Here is an 18,636-nt window from a genome sequence, read left to right on the forward strand (position 1 = left end):
CTCAACCCTCCGCGATCACCACGGCCGATGCCACCCCCGCGTCATGGCTGAGCGACACATGCCACTGCCGTACGCCCAGCTCGGCGGCGCGCGCGGCGACCGTGCCGCGCACCCGCAGCCGTGGCTGCCCGCTGTCCTCGACGTACACCTCGGCGTCCGTCCACTGCAGCCCGGCCGGCGCGCCGAGGGCCTTGGCGATCGCCTCCTTCGCCGCGAACCGCGCCGCGAGTGAGGCGATGCCGCGCCGCTCCCCGCTCGGCAGCCGCAACTCCCGCTCCACGAACAGCCGCTCCGCCATGTGCGGCGTACGCTCCAGCGCCGCCGCGAACCGGTCGATCTCCGCCACGTCGATCCCCACCCCGATGATCATTCGACGGTGACCGACTTCGCCAGGTTGCGCGGCTGGTCCACCTCGTTGCCGCGGGCCGTCGCCAGCTCGCACGCGAACACCTGGAGCGGCACCGTCGACACCATCGGCTGGAGCAGCACCGGCGTCGCCGGGACGCGGATCAGGTGGTCGGCGTACGGCGTCACCGCCTCGTCGCCCTCCTCCGCGATCACGATCGTGCGCGCGCCACGGGCCCTGATCTCCTGGATGTTCGACACGATCTTGTCGTGCAGGACCGACCGGCCGCGTGGCGACGGGACCACGACCACGACCGGCAGGTCCTTCTCGATCAGAGCGATCGGCCCGTGCTTGAGCTCACCGGCGGCGAAGCCCTCGGCGTGCATGTACGCGAGCTCCTTGAGCTTCAACGCGCCTTCCAGGGCCACCGGGTAGCCCACGTGCCGCCCGAGGAACAGCACGGTGTCCTTGTCCGCCAGCGACCGCGCCAGCTCCCGCACCGGTTCCATGGTCTCGAGCACCCGGTCGACGTCTTCCGCGATCCGCGCCAGGTCCTTGACGACCGCACGGATCTCGTCGCCCCACTTGGTCCCGCGCACCTGCCCCAGGTACAGGGCCAGCAGGTACACGGCCACGAGCTGCGTCAGGAAAGCCTTGGTGGACGCCACCGCCACCTCCGGTCCGGCGTGCGTGTAGAGCACGCCGTCCGACTCGCGCGGGATCGTCGAACCGTTGGTGTTGCAGATCGCCAGCACCCGCGCCCCCTGCGCCCGGGCGTGCCGCAGTGCCATCAGGGTGTCCATGGTCTCGCCGGACTGCGAGATCGCGATCACCAGCGTCCGCTGGTCCAGGATCGGGTCCCGGTAGCGGAACTCGCTCGCCAGTTCCACCTCGCACGGGATGCGCGTCCAGTGCTCGATGGCGTACTTGGCGATCAGTCCGGCGTGGAAGGCCGTCCCGCACGCCACGACGACCACCTTGTGCGCCTCGCGCAGGACCGTGTCGGGGATCCGCAGCTCGTCCAGTGTCAGCGAACCAACGGCGTCGATACGGCCCAGCAGGGTGTCGGCGACCGCCTTCGGCTGCTCGGCGATCTCCTTCAGCATGAAGTAGTCGTATCCGCCCTTCTCGGCCGCCGAGGCGTCCCAGTCGACGTGGTACGAGCGCACCTCGGCGGGCGCGCCGTCGAAGTCGGTGACCGTCACCCCGTCCCGGCGCAGCTCCACGACCTGGTCCTGGCCGAGTTCGATCGCCGAGCGCGTGTGGGCGATGAACGCGGCCACGTCGGAGGCGAGGAACGCCTCACCCTGGCCGACCCCCACCACCAGCGGCGAATTGCGCCGCGCGCCGACGACCACGTCGGGCTGGTCGGCGTGCACGGCGACGAGGGTGAAGGCGCCCTCCAGCCGCCGGCACACCAGCCGCATCGCCTCCGGCAGGTCGCCGCAGGACGAGAATTCCTCGGCCAGCAGGTGCGAGACGACCTCGGTGTCCGTCTCGGACTCCAGAAAGTGCCCCCGCTCGGCCAGCTCGGCGCGCAACGGCGCGAAGTTCTCGATGATGCCGTTGTGGACGACGGCGACCCGCCCCGCGTTGTCGAGGTGCGGGTGCGCGTTGGCGTCGGTGGGCCCGCCGTGGGTGGCCCACCGGGTGTGCCCGATCCCCGCGTTGCCGGTCGGCAGCGGCCGGCTGTCGAGCTCCTTCTCCAGGTTGAGGAGCTTGCCCGCCTTCTTCGCCGCGGCCATCGAGCCGTCGGCGAGGACCGCGACACCGGCCGAGTCGTAGCCCCGGTACTCGAGCCGCTTGAGGCCCGCGATCACCACATCAAGCGCCGACTGCCCGCCGACGTAACCCACGATTCCGCACATGCCGAGCAGCCTAAAGCCGCCCGCCCCCGCACGTCCGCCGACGCCACCCGCCCGGCGCCCCCACCCGCCACCACGCGCCTGCGGCCCGGCCGCGCCCGACCCGCCACCAAGCCCGTCCTCACACGACCGGGGCGCCCCCACCCGCCACCGAGCCCGCCCCCACCCCAAGCGTCCGCCCCGCACACGGCCGGGCGCCCGCCGGGTCGGGCCTGCGCCCCGCACGCCACCGCGCGCCCGCGGCCCGGCCCCGCCCAACGCAGCGCGGCGCAGCCCGGCCGGGCCCAGCGCGGCGCGGCGAGGCCGACGGGTCAGGCCTTCGCCCGGTACGCCCGCATCGCCAGCGGGTAGAAGACGACGGCTATGCCCGCCGCCCAGACCAGCGTCCACATCAGCGGCCGGCCCACCTCGCCGCCCAGCAGCAGCCCGCGGAACGCGTCCGACAGGTGCGTCACCGGGTTGACGTGCACCCATGCCTGGAGCCAGCCCGGCATCGTCTCGACCAGGACGAACGCGCTGCTGGTGAAGGTGATCGGGAAGATCAGCGTGAAGCCGAAGGCCTGCACCTTCTCCGCGTCACCCGCCAGCATCCCGATGAGCACCGCGCACCACGACACCGCCGCCGCGAAGGCGATCAGCAGCAGGACGCCCGCCAGGAACCCGCCGAAGCCTCCGGTGACGCGGAAGCCCAGCGCCAGACCGAGGCCGATCATCAGCAGCGTCGCCCACAGGTGCTTGACCAGGTCGGCGGAGATCCGGCCGATGAGCGGCGCGGACCGGGCTATCGGCAGGCTCCGCAGCCGGTCGAACACCCCTTTCGTCAGGTCGGTGTTGAGGGCCATCGCCGTGTAGATGGTCATGAAGAACATGTTCTGGACGATGATGCCCGGCAGTGCGTACTTCAGGTACGCGTCGGGCGACCCGGCCATCTGCCCGCCCATCACATACGTGAAGAGGAACACGAACATGATCGGCGTGATGCTGTAGTCGACCAGTTCCAAGGGGTTGTGCTTGACGGCCACCAGGCTCCGCCACGCCATCGTGGCGGTCTGCCGCAGGCTCGCTCCGGCCCGCACCCGGCCGCTCGGGGTCAGTTGCGCGTCCACCGTCGTGGCGGTCATGCCGAACTCACCACCTTCTCGATGTCGCTGTCGTCGGGCTCCGGCTCCCCGCCGTCGCCGGTGTCGCTCTCCGCCCGGTGCCCGGTGAGCGCCAGGAAGACCTCGTCGAGGGACGAGCGGCGCAGGGTCAGCTCACCCACCGCGATCCCCGCGCCGTCCAGCCGCCGCACGACGGCGGGCATCAGCTCCGGGCCGTTCACCGGGGCGGTGATCACATCACCCTCGATCTGCGTCTGCCGCCCGGCCGCCTCGGTCACCAGCGCGTGCGCCCCGGCCAGGTCGTGCGCCCGCACCGGCCGCACCTGGAGGACCTGGCCGCCCACCTGCGACTTGAGCTCGTCGGGGCTGCCCTCGGCGATGACGCGGCCCCTGTCGATCACCACGATGTCGTCGGCGAGCCTGTCCGCCTCGTTCAGATACTGCGTGGTCAGCAGGGCGGTGACGCCCTCGGCGACCAGGCCGCGCAGCATGTCCCACAGCTCACCGCGGCTGCGCGGGTCCAGGCCCGTGGTCGGCTCGTCGAGGAACAGGATCCGCGGCCGCCCCACCAGGCTCGCGGCCAGGTCCAGTCTGCGCCGCATACCGCCGGAGTACGTCTTCACCGCGCGCCCCGCCGCGTCGCTCAGCCCGAAGCGGTCCAGCAGCTCCGCCGCCCGCGCCCTGGCCTCCCGCCTCGGCATCCCCAGCAGGCGCCCGATCAGCAGCAGGTTCTCCGTGCCCGTCAGGTTCTCGTCGACCGCCGCGTACTGCCCGGTGAGGCCCACGAGGGAGCGCACGACCCCGGCCTCCCGCACCACGTCGTGCCCGGCGACGAGTGCCCGGCCGGCGTCGGGCTCCAGCAGCGTGGCGAAGATCCGGACGGCCGTCGTCTTCCCCGCCCCGTTCGGCCCCAGCAGGCCCAGCACCGTCCCGGTGCGGGCGGCCAGGTCCACGCCGTCGAGCGCCTGGGTCTCCTTGAACCGCTTGGCCAGGCCTTCCGCCTGGATGGCATACGTCATGGGACTGATCCCCTCGGCTCGGGTCGTACCAGCGAACGCCGGAGCCCCGACGCCCACCTTCCCCACAACTGTGACGCACGCCACTGACATTCCGGTCCGGCGAGGGTGACCGAGCACACGGCCCACAACGCTCCCGCAAGCACGACAATGGCCGTGTGATCACTTCGCCGCCACGAAGCGCCGCCCACCGCCGTGCGGACACTCCGTACGTCGACCTCACCCGCGCCGAGTGGAGCGCGCTGCGCGACAAGACGCCGCTGCCCCTCACCGCCGAGGAGGTGGAGCGGCTGCGTGGTCTCGGCGACGTCATCGACCTCGACGAGGTCCGGGACATCTACCTGCCGCTCTCGCGCCTCCTCAACCTGTACGTCGGCGCCACCGCCAATCTGCGCGGCGCGCTGAACACGTTCCTCGGCGAGAAGAGCGCCCAGCGCGGCACCCCGTTCGTCATAGGGGTCGCCGGCTCCGTCGCCGTCGGCAAGTCCACCGTCGCCCGCCTTCTTCAGGCGCTGCTCGCCCGCTGGCCCGAGCACCCGCGGGTGGAGCTGGTGACCACCGACGGGTTCCTGCTCCCCATGAAGGAGCTCCAGGCGCGCGGCCTGATGTCCAGGAAGGGCTTCCCCGAGTCGTACGACCGGCGCGCTCTGACCCGGTTCGTCGCCGACATCAAGGCCGGCAAGGACGAGGTCACCGCCCCCGTCTACTCCCACCTGATCTACGACATCGTCCCCGGCCAGCGCCTCACGGTCCGGCGCCCCGACATCCTGATCGTCGAGGGCCTCAACGTCCTGCAGCCCGCGATGCCCGGCAAGGACGGCCGCACACGCGTCGGACTCGCCGACTACTTCGACTTCTCGGTGTACGTGGACGCGCGCCCCGAGGACATCGAGGCCTGGTACCTGAATCGTTTCCGCAAGCTGCGCGCCACCGCGTTCCAGAACCCCTCCTCGTACTTCCAGAAGTACACCCAGGTCAGCGAGGACGAGGCGCTGGAGTACGCCCGTACCATGTGGCGGACCATCAACAAGGTCAATCTCCTGGAGAACGTGGCGCCGACGCGCGGGCGTGCCACCCTCGTCGTACGCAAGGGCCCGGACCACAAGGTCCAGCGCCTCTCCCTGCGCAAGCTCTGACACCTCCGAAGCTCTGAAGGGACCGCGTCCGTGCTGCACCTGCGCATGATCGTCCCGGCCGACCGCACCGAGGAGGTGGTCGGCACCATCGAGAAGACGGTCGGTACGACCCACCTCGCCGTCATCCCCGGCGCGGCCCGCGACCCGGCCGGTGACCTGGTGCTGTGCGACGTGGCGCGCGAGGCGGGCGACGAGCTGATCGCCGACCTGCGCGCCCTGGGCCTCGACAGGACCGGTTCGATCGCCGTCGACGACATCGGCCTGTCCCTGTCGAAGCGCGCGGAGCGGGCCGAGGAGGACGCCCCGGGCGAGGGCGCGGACGCGGTGCTGTGGGAGCACCTCCAGGACGCCACGCACGAGGAGTCCACCCTCAGCGTCACGTACGTGGCGTTCCTGACGCTCGCCACCATGATCGCGGCCTGTGGCGTGGTCCTCGACAACGCCATCCTGATCGTGGGCGCCATGGCGGTGGGCCCGGAGTTCGGCCCGCTCGCCGGTATCTGCACGGCGCTGGTGCAGCGCCGGCCGCGGCTGGCCGTGCGGTCGCTGGTCGCCCTGCTCGTGGGCTTCGCGGCGGCCATGGCACTGACGGTGCTGTTCAGCCTGGGCATGGACGCCACGGGGCTGTTCACCGAGGACCTGCTGCACGGTGACCGCCCCAACACCGGGTTCATCTACGCGCCGGACTGGTTCTCGTTCGTCGTCGGCCTGCTCGCGGGCGCCGCCGGAACGCTGTCGCTCACCTCCGCGAAGTCCGGCGCGCTGGTCGGCGTGGCCATCTCCGTCACCACCGTCCCCGCGGCGGCCAACGCGGCGGTCGCCCTCGGGTACGGCGACCTCGGCCAGACCCGGGGCTCCGTCGAGCAGCTCCTGCTGAACCTGCTGGCGATCGTGCTCGCCGGCACGCTGACACTGCTGGCTCAGAAGTACTTCTGGGCGCGCCGGCGCCGCCGTACGCGGAAGGCCTGACGGTACGTACGTACGCGACAGGGGCGCCCCACCGGCGAACGGTGGGGCGCCCCTGTCGCGTCAGTGGTCAGCCCAGCGCGGACTTCACCACGTCGGCGAGCTCACCGGCGACCGAGCGGGCCTGCTCGATGTCGGCGGCCTCGACCATGACGCGCACCAGCGGCTCGGTGCCCGAGGGACGGAGCAGGACACGGCCGGTGCTGCCCAGCCGGCGCTCGGCGTCCGCGACGGCGGTGCGCAGCTCCGCGGAGGACTTCACACGGGCCTTGTCGACGTCCTTGACGTTGATCAGGACCTGCGGCAGCCGCTCCATGACCCCGGCGAGGTCGGCCAGCGACCGTCCGGTCGCCGCGACACGCGCGGCGAGCATCAGACCGGTCAGGGTGCCGTCGCCGGTGGTGGCGTGGTCCAGGACGATGACGTGCCCGGACTGCTCGCCGCCCAGGGCGTAGTCGTGCTCCTTCATCGACTCCAGTACGTAACGGTCGCCGACCGCCGTCTGGACGAGCTGGAGGCCCTCGCGCTCCATGGCGAGCTTGAAGCCCAGGTTCGACATGACGGTCGCGACGACGGTGTCGCCGCGCAGGGTGCCGGCCTCGCGCATGGCGAGGGCGAGCACGGCCAGGATCTGGTCGCCGTCGACCTCGGCACCCGTGTGGTCCACTGCCAGGCAGCGGTCGGCGTCACCGTCGTGGGCGATGCCGAGGTCCGCGCCGTGCTCGACGACGGCGGCCTTCAGCATCTCCAGGTGGGTGGAGCCGCAGCCGTCGTTGATGTTGAGCCCGTCGGGGGTGGCGCCGATGGTGACGACCTCGGCCCCGGCCTGCTGGAAGGCGGCGGGCGACACGCCGGACGCGGCGCCGTGCGCCTCGTCGAGCACGATCTTCAGCCCGTCGAGCCGGTTCGGCAGGACGCTCAGCAGGTGGGCGACGTACTGGTCGAAGCCCTCGTGGTAGTCGGCGATCCGGCCGACACCGGCGCCGGTCGGCCGGTCCCACGGCTCACCGGTGCGGTGCTGGTCGTACACGGCCTCGATGCGGTCTTCCAGCTCGTCGGCCAGCTTGTGGCCGCCGCGCGCGAAGAACTTGATGCCGTTGTCCGGCATGGCGTTGTGGCTGGCGGAGAGCATCACGCCCAGGTCGGCGCCGAGCGCGCCCGTCAGGTACGCCACGGCCGGCGTCGGCAGCACGCCGACCCGCATGACGTCCACACCGGCGCTCGCGAGGCCCGCCACGACGGCGGCCTCCAGGAACTCTCCCGACGCACGGGGGTCACGCCCGACCACGGCGGTCGGCCGGTGTCCTGCAAAGGTCCCCGCTTCGGCGAGCACGTGCGCCGCCGCGACCGACAGACCGAGCGCCAGCTCCGCCGTCAGATCCGCGTTGGCGACACCGCGCACACCGTCCGTGCCGAAGAGTCGTCCCACAGCTGTCCTCCGAGTTACTCCGAAAAAGCAAGGTGAAGCGTATAGACGTACGCCCCGGCAGCACGGAGGTGCCGCCGGGGCGTACGTTGAGCAGACCGAGCAGGCGTGATTAACGCTTGCTGTACTGCGGGGCCTTACGGGCCTTCTTGAGACCGGCCTTCTTGCGCTCGACGGCACGGTCGTCGCGGCTCAGGAAGCCGGCCTTCTTCAGCGGGCCGCGGTTGTTGTCCACGTCCGCCTCGTTCAGGGCGCGGGCCACACCGAGGCGCAGGGCGCCGGCCTGGCCGGAGACGCCGCCACCCGAGATGCGGGCGATGACGTCGTAGCGGTTGTCGAGCTCGAGCACCTTGAAGGGCTCGTTGACTTCCTGCTGGTGGACCTTGTTCGGGAAGTAGTCCTCGAGCGTACGCCCGTTGATCTTCCACTTGCCGGTGCCCGGAACGATCCGGACGCGGGCGATGGCGTTCTTGCGGCGGCCCAGGCCGGCGGCCGGCTGCGGCTCGCCGAAGCGGGACGCGAGGGACTCCGAGGTGTACTCACCCTCGACGGGGACCTCGGACTCGAAGGTGGTGACCTCGGCGTAGGTCTCCTCGCCCTCGATGGGGTTCTCAACAGTGGTCTCGGCCACGATGCTCCTCAGATTTCTTTCGTTCTTAGGGGGTGGCCGGAACTACTGCGCGACCTGGGTGATCTCGAACGGGACCGGCTGCTGGGCAGCGTGCGGGTGGTTCTCGCCCGCGTACACCTTCAGCTTCGAGAGCATCTGACGGCCGAGGGAGTTCTTGGGGATCATGCCCTTGATGGCCTTCTCGACGGCCTTCTCGGGGTTCTTGTCCAGCAGCTCGTCGTAACGGACGGAGCGCAGACCACCCGGGTAGCCGGAGTGGCGGTAGGCCATCTTCTGGGTCTTCTTGTTGCCGGACAGGTGGACCTTGTCAGCGTTGATGATGATGACGAAGTCGCCCATGTCCATGTGCGGCGCGTAGACGGGCTTGTGCTTGCCTCGCAGGAGGTTCGCAGCCGTCGTCGCCAGACGGCCCAGGACAACGTCCCGCGCGTCGATGATGTGCCACTGGCGAGTCACGTCGCCGGGCTTGGGGCTGTACGTACGCACTTCGTAGCCTTCGCTTCTTCAGTGGATGGAGTCCAGACACACCTGAAGCGATCATGCAGCTGGGGCCCACACTGCCGGGAACACCGCCCGTATGCGAGCCACTGGTAACTGCTCCAGGGAACTTGCGTAAGGGCTCTTCGCGCAAGAACGACGAAGCCAATACGCATAACAAACCGCAACAGTACCCGCGCCGCCCCCGACGGGTCAAAACCGGGTCCGTCCCGCACGGCACGTGGACCGGCCGTAACCGGTCAGGGTGCGCCCAGGGCACGGGCGAGGGCCAGCGCCTGGTTGCGGGTGAACTTCCCGGTGATCTCGGCGTTCCCGCCGGTCAGCGGACTCATGATGAGGAAGCTGCTGACCAGCCGGTCCTCGCCGAGCACGAAGGCCAGCTGGTTCTCCGGCTCCGGCTGGGCGGCGACCTTTCCGGTCAGCTTCGCGAAAGCGGCCCGGTCGGCGTCCCGGAAGGTGACGGCCACCTTCCAGCCGCCGCCTCCCTCGGCCTCCACGACCCGCACGTCCTGGAAACGCGCGACGGACATGCCGCCCGATTCCTTGGCCACGACGCACTCGTCCCGGTTGTCGGAGGTGAAGGACCGTCCCTCCGGGGGCGGAGACTCACCGACGGGCAGCTGCGCCCACTCCTTGTCCGGGTAGCACAGTCCCTGCCGGACGCTCTCCACCTCCAGGATCCGCAGCGGCTCGACCGGCGCGCCGATCGTCCGGGCGTCCGCCTCCCAGGGCCGTACGACCGCGAGCAGCGCCCCCGTCACGCCCACTACCGCCGCCGCGACCGCCCACGGCAGCCGGGGGCGCCGCGCCCACGGGCCGGGCCGGGCCTCCCGGCCGTCCCCGGCCGTGGCCAGCGCGGCCGTCCGCGCCGGTGCCGGCACCGGGCCTGTCGGCGCGTCCGGGTCCACCTGGCGCCGGGCCTCCTCGACCGCCCGGAGCCGCTCCGCCCGGTGGCGTTCGATCTCCGCCGTCCACGCCGGGCTCAGCCACTCGCGGCGCGCCTCCGCTCCTCCGTCCAGCCGGGCCGAGCAGTACGCCAGGAGGTCGGCCGGGGCGGGCCGGTCCGCCGGGTCCAGGGCCAGGCAGGGCAGCACCAGGGGCTCCAGCTCGCCCGGCAGCCCCGACACGTCCAGGTCGCCGGTGGCGGCCCGTACCAGCTGTTCCAGCGCCGGGCCCACGCCGCCGTCGCGGTAGGGCGCCCGGCCGACGGCGAGGTGGAACAGGGTCGCGCCCAGCGAGAAGACGTCCGACGCCGTGGTCGTCGGCTCGCCGCGCGCCTGCTCGGGCGCCGCGTAGGCGACGGTGCCCAGGGCCACCTCGGTCCGGGTCACGTCATGGGCCTGCGAGATACCGAAGTCGATCACCCGGGGGCCGTCCAGCGGCAGCAGCACGTTGGACGGTTTGACGTCGCGGTGCACCAGGCCCGCCGTGTGCAGGGAGACCAGCGCCTCCGCCATACCGGCCGCGACCCAGTACAGGGCCACTGGGTCGAGCGGTCCACAGCGCTCCACGAGGTCCTTCAGCGAGGGCGCGGGGACGTACTCCGTCGCCATCCACGGGACCTCGGCTGCGGCGTCCGCCTCCACCACACTCGCGGTGTAGACGCCCCGTACCCGCTGGGCGAGGCCCACCTCCCGGGCGAACCGCCGCCGGTCGTCCTCGCCCACGTTGAGCAGCGTCTTGACCGCCACCAGCCGCCCGCCCGGAGAGCGGGCGAGATAGATCCGCCCCATCCCGCCACTGGCGAGCTCCGCGAGCACGGTGAACGGCCCGAATCTGTACCCCGGACGCATCGGCCCCACCCCCGGGCGGCACCCTACCCGGGCTCGCCCCGCCGCACCCGGCTATCGCGCCCGTTCCACGCGACGCTCGTCCCACACCGGCTCCGGCGTCTCCCGCACGACCCCGTCGGAGCCGAAGACCAGGTAGCGGTCGAACGAGCGCGCGAACCAGCGGTCGTGCGTGACCGCCAGCACCGTCCCCTCGTACGCCTCCAGCCCCACCTGGAGGGCCTCCGCCGACTCCAGGTCCAGGTTGTCCGTCGGCTCGTCCAGCAGCAGCGCGGTGGTCCCCGCCAGCTCCAGCAGCAGGATCTGGAACCGGGCCTGCTGCCCGCCCGACAGCCGGTCGAAGACCTGGTCGCCCTGCCGCTCCAGCTCGTACCGCCGCAGCGCCGACATCGCCCCGCCCCGGTCCTTGGCGTGCTCGGTCCACAGGATGTCGACCAGGGTGCGGCCCAGCAGCTCCGGGTGGGCGTGCGTCTGGGCGAAGTGCCCGGGCACCACCCGCGCGCCCAGCTTCCACGACCCGCTGTGCGCGACGTCCTCCCCGGCCAGCAGCCGCAGGAAGTGGGACTTCCCGGAGCCGTTCGAGCCGAGCACGGCGACCCGCTCCCCGTAGAAGACCTCCAGGGAGAAGGGCTTCATCAGGCCCGTGAGCTCCAGATCCGCGCAGGTGACGGCCCGCACGCCCGTGCGCCCGCCCCGCAGCCGCATCCGGATGTCCTGCTCGCGCGGCGGCTCCGGCGGCGGACCGGCCTCCTCGAACTTCCGCAGCCGGGTCTGGGCGGCCTGGTAGCGGGAGGCCAGCCCGTCGTTGTACGCGGCCTTGTTCTTCAGGGTGTGGACCAGCTGCTTGAGCTGCGCGTGCTTCTCCTCCCAGCGCCGCTGCAACTCCTCGAACCGGGCGAACCGCTCCCGCCGCGCCTCGTGGAACGTCCCGAAGCCACCACCGTGCACCCACACGTCCGACCCGGCCGGGCCCGGCTCCACGGCCACGATCTTCTCGGCGGCCCGCGCCAGCAGCTCCCGGTCGTGCGACACGAACAGCACGGTCTTGCGGGTCTCGGCCAGCCGCTCCTCCAGCCAGCGCTTGCCGGGCACGTCGAGGTAGTTGTCCGGCTCGTCGAGCAGCAGCACCTCCTCCGGGCCGCGCAGCAGCGCCTCCAGCACCAGCCGCTTCTGCTCCCCGCCGCTGAGCGTGCGCACCTCACGGAACTGCGCCTTGTCGTACGGCACGCCCAGCGCCGCCATGGTGCACATGTCCCAGGCGGTCTCGGCCTCGTACCCCCGCGCCTCCGCCCAGTCGCTCAGTGCCTGCGCGTACGCCATCTGCGCGGCCTCGTCGTCGACCGTCAGGATCAGGTGCTCGGCGGCGTCCACCGCGGCCGCCGCCTCCCGGATCCGCGCCGGGGAGACCGACACCAGCAGGTCCCGCACGCTCCGCTCGTCCCGTACCGACCCGACGAACTGCGGCATCACGCCCAGCCCGCCCGACACGGTCACCGTGCCCCCGTGCGGCTGCAGGTCCCCCGAGATCAGCCGCAGCAGCGTGGTCTTGCCGGCCCCGTTCGCGCCGACGAGCGCCACGACCGCACCCTCGCCGACCCGGAACGACACGTCGCCGAGCAGCACCCGCCCGTCCGGCAGGTAGTACTCCAGATGCGCGACCTCTACATGTCCCATGGCCGCATTGTCTCCGGGGGCCGCCCCCGCCCCAACCGGTTTAGGATGCGCGGCATGAGCTTTGGGGGACCCCAGTGGCCGCAGCAGCCGCACGATCCGTACCAGCAGGACCCGTACCGGCAGAACCAGCCGTACACGGCGCAGACGCCGGACTGGAGCGCCCTCGCGGAGGCCTCGGCCGCCCGCACGCGCCGTAAGCGCCTGCTGCTCATCGGCGGCGCCGCGCTCGCCACCGCGCTCGTGGGCACCGTGATCGCGGCGGCGATCGTCTCCACCAACAAGAAGGACGACGACGGCGCCAACCTCGCCGACACCACCAGCGGAGCTCCGGAGCTGCCCACCGACACGGCGAAGCCGCAGCCGTCCTTCTCCTCGGTCGCTCCCCCGCCCCCGCCGAACCCGATGGACTTCATCTCCAGCGCCGAGAAGGACAAGGCGCCGCTCAGCGCGGAGTCCCTCTTCCCCGGCAAGAAGCTCACGGTGGGCGATCGCGTCTACAAGAAGGGCGCCACCACCTCCACCACCGACTGCGCGGCGGCGGCGGAGGACGGCCTCGGCGCGGTCCTGGAGCGGAACGGCTGCACGCGTGTGATCCGTGCCACGTACGAGAGGGACGGCGTCGCCATCACGGTCGGCGTCGCGCTCTTCGACACCAAGGCGGCCGCCCTCAAGGCGAAGGAGCAGGCGGTGGGCGGTGTCACCCCGCTCGCCGGCGCGGGGGTCAACGGCTTCTGCCAGGCGCAGACGGTGTGCCTGCGCCGCGCGAACTCCATCGGCCGGTACGCCTACTTCACGCAGGCCGGTTTCACCAACGGCAAGAAGGTCACGAAGAGCGACGGGGCGGTGTTCAAGAGCAGCGACGACCTCGGGACGTTCGCCTTCAACCAGATCTACGCCCGTGGCCGCGCCCAGGCCTCAGCAGCAGCCACCGCTCCCGCCGCGGGCGGTGAGTGACCGCTTGTTGCGGGCCTCCAGGTTCCTGGCGGCGAGCAGCTCGTCGGCCGGGTAGCCGACCTCCTCGAGCGTGAGCCCGTGCGGCCGTACGACGTGGACGGCCGAGTCCCGCACGCCCGCCGCCAGCACCTTCCCGGGCCAGTCCACCGGCCGGTGCCCGTCCCCGACGAACAGCAGCGCGCCGACCAGCGAGCGGACCATGTTGTGGCAGAAGGCGTCCGCCTTCACCGTGGCCTCCAGCACGCCGGACGGCAGCCGCTCCCACCGCAGCTCCTGGAGCGTGCGGATGGTCGTCGCCCCGTCCCGCTTCTTGCAGTACGCGGCGAAGTCGTGCTCGCCCACCAGCCGCTCGGCGGCCGCGTTCATGGCGTCCACGTCCAGCGGCCAGTCGTGCCACAGGATGTGCCCGCGCAGCAGCGGGTCGACGCCGCCCGGCTCATCGGTGACCCGGTAGGCGTACCGCCGCCAGATCGCCGAGAACCGCGCGTTGAACCCGCTCGGCGCCTCTTCGACCTTCCACACCCGTACGTCGTGCCCCAGCCGCCCGGCCAGCCGCCGCAGCAGCTTGTCCCGGTGCTCGGCCCACACGCCCTCCGGCAGATCGACATGGGCGACCTGCCCGCGCGCGTGCACGCCCGCGTCCGTCCGCCCCGCGACGGTCAGCTCGTACGTCTCGGACGACCGTGTCACCGTGCGCAGCGCGTCCTCGATCTCCCCCTGCACGGTCCGCTGCCCGCCGGCCTGCTTGGCCCAGCCGTGGAAGTCCTTGCCGTCGTACGACAGATCCAGCCGCACCCGTACGAAGCCGGGCTTCACCTCATCGCTCACGCGACCCATCCTCTCAAGTGGCCTCTCAAGCCGAACGGGCCCGCCCCCCGCGAGGGGGACGGGCCCGTGGTTACGCCTTCAGAACGCGGTTCAGGCGTCCTTGGACTCTTCGGCCGGAGCCTCGTCGGCCTTGGTGTCCTCGGCCTTGGCGGCCTCGTCGGACTCCTTGACGGCGCGCTTGGTGGCGGCCTCGGCCTCGGCGACGGTCGCCTTCTTGGCGATCTCGCCCTCGACCAGCTCGATCACAGCCATCGGGGCGTTGTCGCCACGACGGTTGCCGATCTTGGTGATGCGGGTGTAGCCACCCGGGCGCTCGGCGTAGCGCGGAGCGATCTCGGTGAAGAGCGTGTGGACGATGCCCTTGTCCGTGATCGTCTGCAGCACCAGGCGACGGTTGTGGATGTCGCCCTTCTTCGCCTTGGTGATCAGGCGCTCGGCGACCGGACGCAGGCGGCGGGCCTTGGCCTCGGTCGTGGTGATGCGGCCGTGCTCGAAGAGCGACTTCGCGAGGTTCGCGAGGAGCAGCTTCTCGTGCGCGGCGCTGCCGCCCAGACGGGCACCCTTGGCGGGCTTCGGCATGGTGTTTCTCCTTGTGATCTGCCCCGGCCGTATCAGGTACCGGGGTCAGGGCCCCGCAGGCGGTCGCCTACGGGCAGCAATCAGTACTGCTCGGTCTCGACGAAGCCCGCGTCCGCGTCGTCGTCGGCGCCGAAGGCGTCGGCGGCGGCGGTCGGGTCGAATCCGGGCGGGCTGTCCTTGAGGGCCAGGCCCATGCCGGCCAGCTTCGCCTTGACCTCGTCGATCGACTTCGCACCGAAGTTGCGGATGTCGAGCAGGTCGGCCTCGGAACGCGCCACGAGCTCACCCACGGAGTGGATGCCCTCGCGCTTGAGGCAGTTGTACGAACGAACGGTGAGCTCGAGCTCCTCGATCGGCAGCGCCAGGTCGGCGGCCAGGGCGGCGTCCGTGGGGGACGGGCCCATGTCGATGCCCTCGGCGTCGATGTTGAGCTCGCGGGCCAGACCGAACAGCTCGACCAGGGTCTTACCGGCCGACGCCATGGCGTCGCGGGGACGCATGGCCTGCTTGGTCTCGACGTCGACGATCAGCTTGTCGAAGTCGGTGCGCTGCTCGACACGCGTGGCCTCGACCTTGTACGTGACCTTCAGGACCGGCGAGTAGATCGAGTCGACCGGGATGCGGCCGATCTCCTGACCCACCTGCTTGTTCTGGACGGCGGAGACGTAGCCGCGACCGCGCTCGACGGTCAGCTCCATCTCCAGCTTGCCCTTGCCGTTCAGCGTGGCGAGCACCAGGTCGGGGTTGTGCACCTCGACACCGGCCGGCGGGGCGATGTCGGCCGCGGTCACGAGGCCCGGGCCCTGCTTGCGCAGGTACATCACGACCGGCTCGTCGTGCTCGCTGGACACGACCAGCTGCTTGATGTTGAGGATGAGGTCGGTGACGTCCTCCTTGACGCCCGGCACGGTGGTGAACTCGTGCAGGACACCGTCGATGCGGATGGACGTGACGGCCGCACCCGGGATCGAGGAGAGGAGCGTACGGCGAAGCGAGTTGCCGAGCGTGTAGCCGAAGCCCGGCTCCAGCGGCTCGATGACGAACCGCGAGCGGTACTCGTCAACAACCTCTTCGGTCAGCGAGGGACGCTGAGCGATAAGCATGGTGTGTTTCCTTCAGTCGTGGACGCCCGCTATTTGACGTCCTCGGATAGTGCAAGGGTACGGGCGGCACGCCCCCGAAGAGCCGTACCGCCCGAGAATCCCTGCGAAAAGCAGCCGTGCGTCAGACGCGGCGGCGCTTCGGCGGACGGCAGCCGTGCTGCGAATTCCCGGGGGACGACCCCCGGACCCCCAGCAGACTGCCGGCCCGTCCGCAGCCGTGCGTCAGACGCGGCGGCGCTTCGGCGGACGGCAGCCGTTGTGCGGCGTGGGGGTGACGTCCTGGATCGAACCCACCTCGAGGCCGGTGGCCTGGAGGGAGCGGATCGCGGTCTCACGGCCGGAGCCGGGACCCTTGACGAAGACGTCGACCTTGCGCATGCCGTGCTCCTGCGCGCGGCGGGCGGCCGACTCGGCGGCCATCTGCGCGGCGAAGGGGGTGGACTTGCGCGAGCCCTTGAAGCCGACGTGGCCGGCGGAGGCCCAGGAGATCACGTTGCCCGAGGGGTCGGTGATCGAAACGATGGTGTTGTTGAACGTGCTCTTGATGTGGGCGTGCCCGTGAGCGACGTTCTTCTTTTCCTTGCGGCGCACCTTCTTGGCAGCGCCCTGACGACCCTTGGGGGGCATGTCTTACTCCTACGGGAGGTGGTCGGTCCTACAGCGAAGACCGTGGACAGTCGTCCGCTGCGGACTACTTCTTGCCCGGCTTCTTCTTGCCGGCGATGGCGCGACGCGGGCCCTTGCGGGTACGAGCGTTCGTGCTGGTGCGCTGGCCGTGGACCGGCAGACCGCGACGGTGGCGCAGACCCTGGTAGCAGCCGATCTCGACCTTGCGGCGGATGTCGGCCTGGATCTCGCGGCGGAGGTCACCCTCGGTCTTGAGGTTGGCGTCCACGTACTCGCGGATCTTGACCAGGTCCTCCTCGGACAGGTCACGAACGCGGGTGTTCGGGTTCACACCGGTGGAGGCGAGGGTCTCCTTCGCCAGGGTGCGGCCGATACCGAAGACGTAGGTGAGTGCGACCTCCACGCGCTTGTCGCGCGGGATGTCAACACCGGAAACGCGTGCCATTCAATGGCTCCTGTGTGTTCGGGGGTCTTCCGCAGTGCCGTTCCCGGCCGCCGTACGAGGTACGTTCCGGGTCCCCGGCCCCCGCCGGAGGTGTCGCCGGCCCTGTCAGGGCTTGGCGGGCACTGCGTATGTACGAATTTGCTCGCGTCGCGCGAAGAACTGCGGAGGTGCAGGTCGGCGTGCGTCAGCCCTGGCGCTGCTTGTGGCGCAGGTTGTCGCAGATGACCATGACCCGGCCGTGACGGCGGATCACCTTGCACTTGTCGCAGATCTTCTTGACGCTCGGCTTGACCTTCATGGGATGTGAGGTTCTCCGGGTCAGTGCCACCGCCCCACAGGTGGGGCGCGACAAGATCTACTTGTATCGGTAGACGATCCGCCCACGCGTCAGGTCGTACGGAGACAGCTCCACGACGACCCGGTCGTCCGGGAGGATACGGATGTAGTGCATCCGCATCTTGCCGGAGATGTGCGCGAGGACCTTGTGACCGTTCTGGAGCTCCACCTTGAACATGGCGTTCGGCAGGGACTCGATCACGGTGCCCTCAATTTCGATGGCACCTTGCTTCTTGGCCACGCTTCGCCCTTCGAATCGGCTACCTTGATCGACTCTCGTCGCCGTGTGCGGACACACGGGTACACGAGAGCCGACGCATCAGTCTACGTCAGGCCCCTGGAAAACACGAATCCGGAGAGCTTGCCCACCGCCGGAGATCGTTACCCCATCCCGGCGGCCCGGGCCGACGCGACCGTCAGGCCAGCGGGTCCGGGGCCGCCGTGACACCCAGCTCCGCGAGCTTCGCCCTGCCGCCGTCCGGGGCCGTCAGGACGAGCGGGCCCTCCTCCGTGAGGGCGACCGAGTGCTCCCAGTGGGAGGACCAGGTGCCGTCCGTCGTGATGACGGTCCAGTCGTCCTCCAGGACCTCCGTGCGAGGCGTACCGAGCGACACCATGGGCTCGATCGCGAGGCAGAAGCCGGGCACCAGCTTCGGGCCCTTGCCGCGCTTGCGCGAGACGTAGTTCAGCAGGTGCGGGTCCATGTGCATCTCGGTGCCGATGCCGTGGCCGCCGTAGTCCTCGATGATCCCGAACTTGCCCAGGCTGTGCTCACCCGTGGCCGGGCGCGGCTGGCGGCGGATGTAGGACTCGATCGCCTTGGAGATGTCCACCAGCCGGTTGCCGTTCTTCATGGCGGCGATGCCGGCCCACATGGACTCCTCGGTCACCCGGGAGAGCTCGATCAGCTCCGGGGCGTGGCCCGAGCCCACGAAGGCCGTGTAGGCGGCGTCACCGTGCCAGCCGTCGACGATCGCCCCGCAGTCGATGGAGATGATGTCGCCGTCCTTCAGGACGACGTCGTCGCTCGGGATGCCGTGGACGACGACCTCGTTCACCGACGTGCAGATCGTCGCGGGGAACCCGCCGTACCCCAGGAAGTTCGACTTCGCCCCGTGGTCGGCGATCACCTTCCGCGCGACCTCGTCCAGGTCCTTGGTCGTCGCGCCCGGCACCGCGGCCTCACGCGTAGCCGCGTGGATGGCGGCGACGACCAGCCCCGCCTCGCGCATCTTCGCGATCTGCTCGGGAGTCTTGATCTGCACCATGACGGCTGACGCCTTTCCAAAGGGAGAACGGGGTGACCTCACAACGAT

Annotated in this window: 20 protein-coding genes; 3 read left to right on the forward strand and 17 right to left on the reverse strand. The window is 70.8% G+C overall.

The annotated features are described in order from the left end of the window. Position 1: 1 nt before the first annotated feature. From ACZ6C1_RS31230 to ACZ6C1_RS31245, 4 genes are all read right to left on the reverse strand, one after another. Positions 2-370, reverse strand: coding sequence for a holo-ACP synthase (locus tag ACZ6C1_RS31230; protein ID WP_469245541.1), 369 nt, complete (start codon positions 368-370; stop codon positions 2-4). After that, positions 367-2,214, reverse strand: a complete 1,848-nt coding sequence (glmS, locus tag ACZ6C1_RS31235) for a glutamine--fructose-6-phosphate transaminase (isomerizing) (protein WP_469245542.1) — start codon at positions 2,212-2,214, stop codon at positions 367-369. Before glmS ends, ACZ6C1_RS31230 begins: the two co-directional genes overlap by 4 nt. 308 nt (positions 2,215-2,522) lie before the next feature. Continuing rightward, on the reverse strand, positions 2,523-3,332 hold the full coding sequence (locus ACZ6C1_RS31240; protein ID WP_469245543.1) for an ABC transporter permease: 810 nt from the start codon (positions 3,330-3,332) through the stop codon (positions 2,523-2,525). Further along, entirely contained in the window at positions 3,329-4,330 is a 1,002-nt protein-coding gene (locus ACZ6C1_RS31245; protein WP_469245544.1) for an ATP-binding cassette domain-containing protein, read from the reverse strand. The genes ACZ6C1_RS31240 and ACZ6C1_RS31245 overlap by 4 nt, the downstream gene beginning before the upstream one ends. A 155-nt stretch (positions 4,331-4,485) precedes the next feature. Between ACZ6C1_RS31245 and coaA the strand changes: the two genes are divergently transcribed. Beyond that, the gene (gene coaA, locus ACZ6C1_RS31250) at positions 4,486-5,463 is read left to right on the forward strand and encodes a type I pantothenate kinase (RefSeq protein ID WP_469245545.1); all 978 of its coding nucleotides are present in this window, start codon (positions 4,486-4,488) and stop codon (positions 5,461-5,463) included. 30 nt (positions 5,464-5,493) lie between these two features. Further along, positions 5,494-6,432: a DUF389 domain-containing protein gene (locus tag ACZ6C1_RS31255; protein ID WP_469245547.1), complete on the forward strand. Its 939-nt coding sequence runs from the start codon at positions 5,494-5,496 to the stop codon at positions 6,430-6,432. Positions 6,433-6,499: 67 nt separating this feature from the next. Here ACZ6C1_RS31255 and glmM read toward each other — a convergent pair whose 3' ends face one another. From glmM to ACZ6C1_RS31280, 5 genes are all read right to left on the reverse strand, one after another. Then, positions 6,500-7,858, reverse strand: coding sequence for a phosphoglucosamine mutase (gene glmM / locus ACZ6C1_RS31260; RefSeq protein ID WP_469245549.1), 1,359 nt, complete (start codon positions 7,856-7,858; stop codon positions 6,500-6,502). Between the two features lie 109 nt (positions 7,859-7,967). After that, positions 7,968-8,486: a 30S ribosomal protein S9 gene (rpsI, locus tag ACZ6C1_RS31265; RefSeq protein WP_031076704.1), complete on the reverse strand. Its 519-nt coding sequence runs from the start codon at positions 8,484-8,486 to the stop codon at positions 7,968-7,970. Between the two features lie 42 nt (positions 8,487-8,528). Next, entirely contained in the window at positions 8,529-8,972 is a 444-nt protein-coding gene (gene rplM / locus ACZ6C1_RS31270; protein ID WP_064069935.1) for a 50S ribosomal protein L13, read from the reverse strand. Between the two features lie 251 nt (positions 8,973-9,223). Then, the gene (locus ACZ6C1_RS31275) at positions 9,224-10,777 is read right to left on the reverse strand and encodes a serine/threonine-protein kinase (protein ID WP_469245552.1); all 1,554 of its coding nucleotides are present in this window, start codon (positions 10,775-10,777) and stop codon (positions 9,224-9,226) included. 51 nt (positions 10,778-10,828) lie between these two features. Continuing rightward, a complete protein-coding gene (locus tag ACZ6C1_RS31280; protein WP_469245554.1) occupies positions 10,829-12,448 on the reverse strand; it encodes an ABC-F family ATP-binding cassette domain-containing protein in 1,620 nt (539 codons plus the stop codon). Between the two features lie 54 nt (positions 12,449-12,502). Here ACZ6C1_RS31280 and ACZ6C1_RS31285 point away from each other — a divergent pair, with 54 nt between their 5' ends. Then, the gene (locus tag ACZ6C1_RS31285) at positions 12,503-13,402 is read left to right on the forward strand and encodes a hypothetical protein (protein WP_469245556.1); all 900 of its coding nucleotides are present in this window, start codon (positions 12,503-12,505) and stop codon (positions 13,400-13,402) included. On the opposite strand, the gene truA is transcribed toward ACZ6C1_RS31285, so the two are convergent. The 8 genes from truA to map all read right to left on the reverse strand — a co-directional run bounded on the left by truA (position 13,364) and on the right by map (position 18,588). Then, positions 13,364-14,230 carry a tRNA pseudouridine(38-40) synthase TruA gene (gene truA / locus ACZ6C1_RS31290; protein WP_469245557.1) on the reverse strand — a complete coding sequence of 289 codons (867 nt, stop codon included), beginning with the start codon at positions 14,228-14,230 and terminating at the stop codon, positions 13,364-13,366. The genes ACZ6C1_RS31285 and truA overlap by 39 nt on opposite strands. Before the next feature lie 90 nt (positions 14,231-14,320). Next, complete coding sequence (gene rplQ, locus ACZ6C1_RS31295) at positions 14,321-14,809, reverse strand: 50S ribosomal protein L17 (protein ID WP_064069940.1); 489 nt, start codon at positions 14,807-14,809, stop codon at positions 14,321-14,323. Between the two features lie 80 nt (positions 14,810-14,889). Beyond that, positions 14,890-15,912 carry a DNA-directed RNA polymerase subunit alpha gene (locus tag ACZ6C1_RS31300; protein ID WP_003956430.1) on the reverse strand — a complete coding sequence of 341 codons (1,023 nt, stop codon included), beginning with the start codon at positions 15,910-15,912 and terminating at the stop codon, positions 14,890-14,892. A 222-nt stretch (positions 15,913-16,134) separates the two neighbouring features. Then, the gene (gene rpsK / locus ACZ6C1_RS31305; protein ID WP_003956432.1) at positions 16,135-16,539 is read right to left on the reverse strand and encodes a 30S ribosomal protein S11; all 405 of its coding nucleotides are present in this window, start codon (positions 16,537-16,539) and stop codon (positions 16,135-16,137) included. A gap of 64 nt (positions 16,540-16,603) precedes the next feature. After that, positions 16,604-16,984, reverse strand: a complete 381-nt coding sequence (gene rpsM, locus ACZ6C1_RS31310; RefSeq protein WP_064069941.1) for a 30S ribosomal protein S13 — start codon at positions 16,982-16,984, stop codon at positions 16,604-16,606. A 184-nt stretch (positions 16,985-17,168) separates the two neighbouring features. Further along, on the reverse strand, positions 17,169-17,282 hold the full coding sequence (gene rpmJ / locus ACZ6C1_RS31315; protein WP_003956441.1) for a 50S ribosomal protein L36: 114 nt from the start codon (positions 17,280-17,282) through the stop codon (positions 17,169-17,171). Between the two features lie 57 nt (positions 17,283-17,339). Next, positions 17,340-17,561, reverse strand: a complete 222-nt coding sequence (gene infA / locus ACZ6C1_RS31320; protein ID WP_003956442.1) for a translation initiation factor IF-1 — start codon at positions 17,559-17,561, stop codon at positions 17,340-17,342. A 175-nt stretch (positions 17,562-17,736) separates the two neighbouring features. Continuing rightward, entirely contained in the window at positions 17,737-18,588 is an 852-nt protein-coding gene (map, locus tag ACZ6C1_RS31325) for a type I methionyl aminopeptidase (protein WP_469245560.1), read from the reverse strand. Between the last annotated feature and the right edge of the window lie 48 nt (positions 18,589-18,636).

This window comes from Streptomyces sp. NPDC041796 (assembly GCF_055590785.1).